This is a genomic window from Enhygromyxa salina (assembly GCF_000737335.2).
GTDB lineage: Bacteria > Myxococcota_A > Polyangia > Nannocystales > Nannocystaceae > Plesiocystis > Plesiocystis salina_C.
The window spans coordinates 1-5,291 of the sequence record NZ_JMCC02000208.1; the positions used below are offsets into that span (position 1 = coordinate 1).

Genomic DNA, 5,291 nt, shown 5'->3' on the forward strand with positions numbered 1-5,291 from the left:
TTTCGAGTGGTCGAGCAGGTGCAGCGACAGCGCGCGTCCGAGCGCCGATGGGATTCCGAGTGCTGCGGCCCGTGCTGCGGCCCGTGCTTCGGCCCGTGCTCCCCGAGCACGATGTCGACCGGGCGCTGTCGCACGCGAGCATCCGAGCGGCGTGGCGTCGCGTCGCGTCGCGTCGCGTCGCGTCGCGTGGCGTCGCGTCGCGTGGCGTCGCGTCGCGTCGCGTCGCCCAAGAAGCCGCCGATGACAACCCGCTCGCAACCGGAGCCGGGCGTGCGCAGGCGATGCTCGAGGTACGCCCGCGAAACCAGTGGATGCCAGCAGGCGTGGAAAGTCGCCCGCTCGAGTGGAGCAGTGGTTGACCAAGAACTGCCCGATCCCGAGCGCGTAGCCGCCGTCTCGAACGACGACAAGCGCACAGAAGACCCGTGAGGGTCGCTCCGGGCACAATAAGAGGGCGTTGCGAGTGCCCGACCGAAGCCACAGCCCGACCTCGTCGACAGCGATCCATGACAACGCAAATTCGCGTCTTGAGCCCTCCGTGCCCGGAGCGACCCTCACGGGTCGTGCGCGCTGCCCGATCAGCACGTCGACCCCCGCACCCGCTCAGGCTGCAATCCGCACTCACCGAGGCGCTGTCCATGCAGACGTCTACATGCTCGACGGTCTGAGGCGCCACGAACTAATGCAGAGCTTTGGAGGTCACGTGCGCTCCTGGGCCGACCTGATCGACTTGTCCGCGGCCGCTGACGCCCGCGTGCGTGAAGCTCTCGTCGAGGATCTCGAGCAGCGAGGTGGCCTGCTGCTTCGACGACGCCAGCGCGAAGCAGGTTGGACCGGCGCCGCTGATCGAGCACGCGAGCGCGCCGGCCTCGATCGCGTTGATCTTGGCGTCCAAGAACCCAGGGATCAGGTGCGCGCGCGCAGGCTCGACCAGCTCGTCGACGATCGCCTCGCCGAGCAGGGCCAGGTCGCCAATGTGCAGCGCGTGCACCAGCAGGGCCAGGCGCGCCGACTGCCGAACCGTGGCGTCGAGCCCAACTTGGCGGGGCAGGACAGCCCGCGCTTTGGCGGTCTCGACCTCGCAACCGGGGGTGTAGATCGCCAGCCACAGATCTTCGGGGACCGGGAGCGAGACCACGCGCAGCGGCTCGGTCGCGGCGATCAGCACGATCCCACCGAGGATCGCCGGTGCGACGTTGTCGGGGTGCGGGCTGCCGCACGCGACCGCTTCGCCAGCGCGGGCAGCCTCGATCATCGCGTCGTTGCCGACGTGCAGATCCAGCGCCCCGGCGGCGGCGAGCAGGGCCGCGCACGCGCTCGCGCCCGATGAACCCAGCCCGCTCCCGAGCGGCAGCCCCTTGTCGAGCTCGAGCTCGACGCCGAGCGTGTCCGCGACGCCGGCACGCGCGAGCATGGCCGCGACCGCCACGCAGGCGGTGTTTTGATCAGCGGCCAGCGGGAGCCGCCCGCCGTCACCGGTGATCTTGGTCAGGACCACGCCGGGTTCCCGGCGTCGACGGGCGCGCACGACATCGCCAGGCCCGTGGACCGCGAGCCCCAGACAGTCGAAGCCCGGGCCCAGGTTGGACACGGTCGCCGGAGCGTAGGCCTCTACCCAAGGATGCGGCCAGGGCCGAGGTGCTTCGCTCATGGCAGGGGGCCTCAGCGCCGGAGCGCGTCGTCGATCCAGGCCTCGAGGCTGCCGCCCCACAGCAGCGGCGTGACGTGACGTCCGTTGACGTACACGGCCGGCGTGCCCTGGATGTCGAGGCTCTCGCCGATCGCACGATCCTTGGCGACCGCGAGCTTGCTGCTCTCGGACTGAAAGTCCGCCTTCCACTTTGCCAGATCGAGGCCGGGGATCTGCGCGGCGTAGCGCTCGAGATCCTCGTCTTCGAGCTGGGTCTGGTGATCGAACACGAGGTCGTGCATCTCCCAGAATTTGCCCTGACGAAACGCGGCCTCGGTGGCCCATGACGCCACTTCGGCCCGCGCGTGCATGCGCAGCGGGAAGTGCAGGTACACCAGCCGAGCCTGGCCGCGGTACTGCTGAACGGCCTTGCGCAGCTTCGGCGCCTCCATTTTGCAGTGCGGACACTCGAAGTCGGCGAACACGACCACGGTCACCGGGGCGCGCTCGTTGCCGTAGACCGGGCGGCCCTCGGTTGGGATCTCGAAGGGGGTCAGCGCGGCCACGACCTGGTCGATGTCGAGCTTGACGTCCGAGGGCGTGGCGCCGCTCGCCAGCCGATCGGCGATGAACTGGGCGACGATCAACGAGTTGCGACAGTCCGGGTCCTCGCGCAGCGAGGTTGCGAGGGAGTGCGGCTTGTCGCACGCGCTCTGCTCGGTGTTGATCATCGTATAGAAGGTGGACTGCTGGGTCTCGCTGAGCTTGCCCAGGTCGACGCCCTTGGCCACGCGGATCATCTGCTCTGCGGGCGGCGGCGGGAGCTCCTCGCGCTCGCGCTTATGCCTGACCGGCTCGGTCCGACTGGCTCCCGAGGTGTCGGGCTGATCGGGGCCGGGCGGTGTGCATGCCGTGCACGCCGTCGTCGCAACCACAGCGGACAGCGTCGCCATCAGTGCGAGAGAGACCGGCGCTCGGACCGTGATGCCCGGCTTGGGGCGGATGAAGGTCGTGAGACCAACCTCGAACAATTCGCGGATGCAACGCATCTTGGACAGCTGTCGCGCGGCGCGACGCGCGGGAACGCTAGCGCAGCACGTGAGAGCCTGCAAGCGGCTCCGGCAGGCCATGCCCGGCTTTCGCTTGACGCTGGCCATCTCAAGGGCGATATAGCCGCCCTCAGGAGAAGCCCGTTGACGAAGATTTTAGTGACCGTCAAGCGGATCCCAGATCCAGACGAGAGCCTCAAGTTCACCGGTAGTGGACTCGATCTCTCCTCGGTAAAGTGGGTCCCAAATGCATTCGACGAGTACGCGGTCGAGACCGCCTTGCGGCTCGCCGAGGACGTCAACAACAAGAAGAGCAAGCTGGCCGAGATCATCGTGCTCTCGATCTGCCCGCAGAAGCAGCGTCAGCACATGACGCAGTTTCTGGCCATGGGTGCGGATCGCGGCGTGATCGTCGACGCCGACGACCTCGAGCTCGACACGGCGGCGATCTCCAAGATCATCGCCAAGGTCGCGCAGGACGAGGGCGTCGACATGGTCATCACCGGCAAGCTCTCGCAGGACAACGAGGGCAACCAGGTTGGCCAGCGCGTGGCTGGGCTGCTCGGTTGGCCGCAGGCCTGTTTCGCGGCCGAGCTCGACTGGGATCAGGCCAACAACGCGCTCAGCGTCCACCGCGAGGTCGACGACGGCGTCGAGGTCAAGAAGATCCCGCTGCCGGCCGTCGTGAGCGTCGATCTGCGCGTCGTGCTGCCAAGCAGCGTGCGCAACGGCGTCAACCCGGCGGATCACAAGTTCACGGATGGCCCTCGCCTGGCCTCGCTGCGCGGCATCACCATGGCCAAGCGCAAGAAGGTCGACGTCAAGACCCCGGCTGACCTCGGCGTGACCAGCGCTGCGGGCGAGTCCACGGTCGGCGTCAACAAGCCGCCCGGTCGCATGGCGGGCCAAATGGTCGAAACGGTCGAAGAGCTGGTCGAAAAGCTCGCTACGGAGGCAAAGGTCCTATGAGCAAGGTACTCGTGGTCCTCGAAACCGCTGGGGGCAAGCTGCGCGCGCACTGCCTGCCCGGCATCGCTGCAGCCAAGCAGATCGCCGACGCCCGTGGGCTCCCGCTGCACTTGCTGGTGCTCGGCGCGGACGCCTCGGCAGCCGCCGAGATCGCGGCGGCCGGCTACGGCGCCGCAGGTGTCCACACGATCGCCAACCCAGCGCTCGAGCCGTTCACGGCCGAAGCGTGGGGCGACGCGATCGTCCACGCGACCAAGTCGCTCGGCGCCTCGGTCGTGGGCGGCACCGCCAGCTCGACGCTGCGCGACTGCCTGCCCCGCGCAGCCGCGATCCTCGACGCGCCGCTGTGCGCCGAGGTCGTGGCCGTCAAGAGCGGTGACACCTTCACGCGTCCGATCTCGGCCGGTCGCGCGCTGCTCGACGAGAAGCTCAGCGGCGAGATCGTGTTCTTCACGGCCCGCGGCAGCGAGTTCGAGCCAGCAGCAGCCGGAGCTGCAGCGCCGGTGTCCGCGATCGACGGCGTCAACGTCGACACCCGCGGGGTCGAGGTCGTCGGGATCCAAAAGACCCAGAGCAGCCGCCCCGCGCTGACCGAGGCCGACGTGGTCGTCTCGGGTGGTCGCGGCATGCGCGAGGGATCCAACTTCAAGGTCCTCGAGGATCTCACCGACCTGCTCGGCGGCGCCCTCGGGGCCAGCCGGGCCGCGACTGACGCGGGCATGGTCCCCGCGGATCTCCAAGTCGGCCAGACCGGTAAGATCGTGGCGCCCAACCTCTACATCGCCGTGGCGATCTCGGGGGCGATCCAGCACCTCGCCGGCATGAAGGGCAGCAAGACGATCGTGGCGATCAACAAGGACGGCGAGGCGCCGATCTTCCAGGTCGCCGACTACGGCCTCGTGGCCAAGTGGGAAGACGCCCTGCCCCGCTTCGTCGAGCTCGTTCAAGCCCGCAAGGGCTAGACCGCCAGACCACCATTGAGGGTGATCGGCGGTCGAGCGATCGCCGATCACACCTGGAAAAGGTGTAAAAACACAGGCGTTGTCGCAAAGAAAGAAGCGCGGCGCCGATGTCCCGGCGCCGCGAAAGACCCCCGTCACGGGCAGTCATGTGTTGCTGCCCAGCGCGATCCCGGCGCGCCGCCTGCTGGCGGCCGTGGGCGGGGCAGCGCTCGCGCACCTGGCGAGCAGCTGGGGTCTGCTGGCGCTGATCATCGACGGCCAGACGTGGCTCGATACCGACCTTCACGGCTCGCTGCTGTTGGTCGTCTCGCTGACGGGGGTCGTCGCGCTGATCACCGCGGACGTCGCCCGCCGAAAGAGTATCGATCAGGCCACGCGCACGGCCCCCGCGGTGTTTGGACTGCTGCCGCCGCTGCTGAGCGTGGCGATTGGCCTGCCGTGGGTGTGGGCAGGCGGCACCCTCGAGTTCGAGCGGGCGCTGTTGAGCACGGTCCCGCTGCTCGCCGCCACGACCGCGCCGGGGCTGGGGATCGCGCTGACCCTCGAGCACGCGCTGTCAGCCGTCTCCGTGCGACTTGGCGAGGTCGACGCGCTGACCCGGCGCTCGGCCGGCGGGCTCGACCCGGTCCCACCGCGAGGACGCCTCGAGCCGCCCACGCTCGCGGGCCGGCTCGCGCGGCT

At 69.0% G+C, this 5,291-nt stretch carries 5 protein-coding genes and 1 pseudogene; 4 read left to right on the forward strand and 2 right to left on the reverse strand.

Annotated elements, in window-relative coordinates; all coding sequences use genetic code 11:
• Positions 1–47: 47 nt before the first annotated feature.
• The gene (locus DB30_RS39935) at positions 48–359 is read left to right on the forward strand and encodes a hypothetical protein (protein ID WP_052559291.1); all 312 of its coding nucleotides are present in this window, start codon (positions 48–50) and stop codon (positions 357–359) included.
• A 320-nt stretch (positions 360–679) separates the two neighbouring features.
• On the opposite strand, the gene DB30_RS39940 is transcribed toward DB30_RS39935, so the two are convergent.
• Positions 680–1,651 carry a homoserine kinase gene (locus tag DB30_RS39940; RefSeq protein WP_146662815.1) on the reverse strand — a complete coding sequence of 324 codons (972 nt, stop codon included), beginning with the start codon at positions 1,649–1,651 and terminating at the stop codon, positions 680–682.
• 11 nt (positions 1,652–1,662) lie between these two features.
• On the reverse strand, positions 1,663–2,679 hold the full coding sequence (locus DB30_RS39945) for a DsbA family protein (protein WP_205633187.1): 1,017 nt from the start codon (positions 2,677–2,679) through the stop codon (positions 1,663–1,665).
• 144 nt (positions 2,680–2,823) lie between these two features.
• Here DB30_RS39945 and DB30_RS39950 point away from each other — a divergent pair, with 144 nt between their 5' ends.
• The 3 genes and pseudogenes from DB30_RS39950 to DB30_RS39960 form a co-directional block, all read left to right on the forward strand.
• Positions 2,824–3,648 (forward strand): electron transfer flavoprotein subunit beta/FixA family protein, encoded by an 825-nt coding sequence (locus DB30_RS39950; RefSeq protein WP_165704173.1) that lies wholly within the window; start codon positions 2,824–2,826, stop codon positions 3,646–3,648.
• Complete coding sequence (locus DB30_RS39955; RefSeq protein ID WP_052559298.1) at positions 3,645–4,610, forward strand: electron transfer flavoprotein subunit alpha/FixB family protein; 966 nt, start codon at positions 3,645–3,647, stop codon at positions 4,608–4,610. The genes DB30_RS39950 and DB30_RS39955 overlap by 4 nt, the downstream gene beginning before the upstream one ends.
• Before the next feature lie 79 nt (positions 4,611–4,689).
• A pseudogene (locus DB30_RS39960) lies at positions 4,690–5,291 on the forward strand (hypothetical protein); the annotation flags it as partial.

Bases quoted from the DNA above. Each gene is read 5' to 3' on its own strand.
- DB30_RS39945 (WP_205633187.1), bottom strand. From the start codon at position 2,679: ATGCGTTGCATCCGCGAATTGTTCGAGGTTGGTCTCACGACCTTCATC.
- DB30_RS39935 (WP_052559291.1), top strand. From the start codon at position 48: ATGGGATTCCGAGTGCTGCGGCCCGTGCTGCGGCCCGTGCTTCGGCCC.
- DB30_RS39955 (WP_052559298.1), top strand. From the start codon at position 3,645: ATGAGCAAGGTACTCGTGGTCCTCGAAACCGCTGGGGGCAAGCTGCGC.
- DB30_RS39940 (WP_146662815.1), bottom strand. From the start codon at position 1,651: ATGAGCGAAGCACCTCGGCCCTGGCCGCATCCTTGGGTAGAGGCCTAC.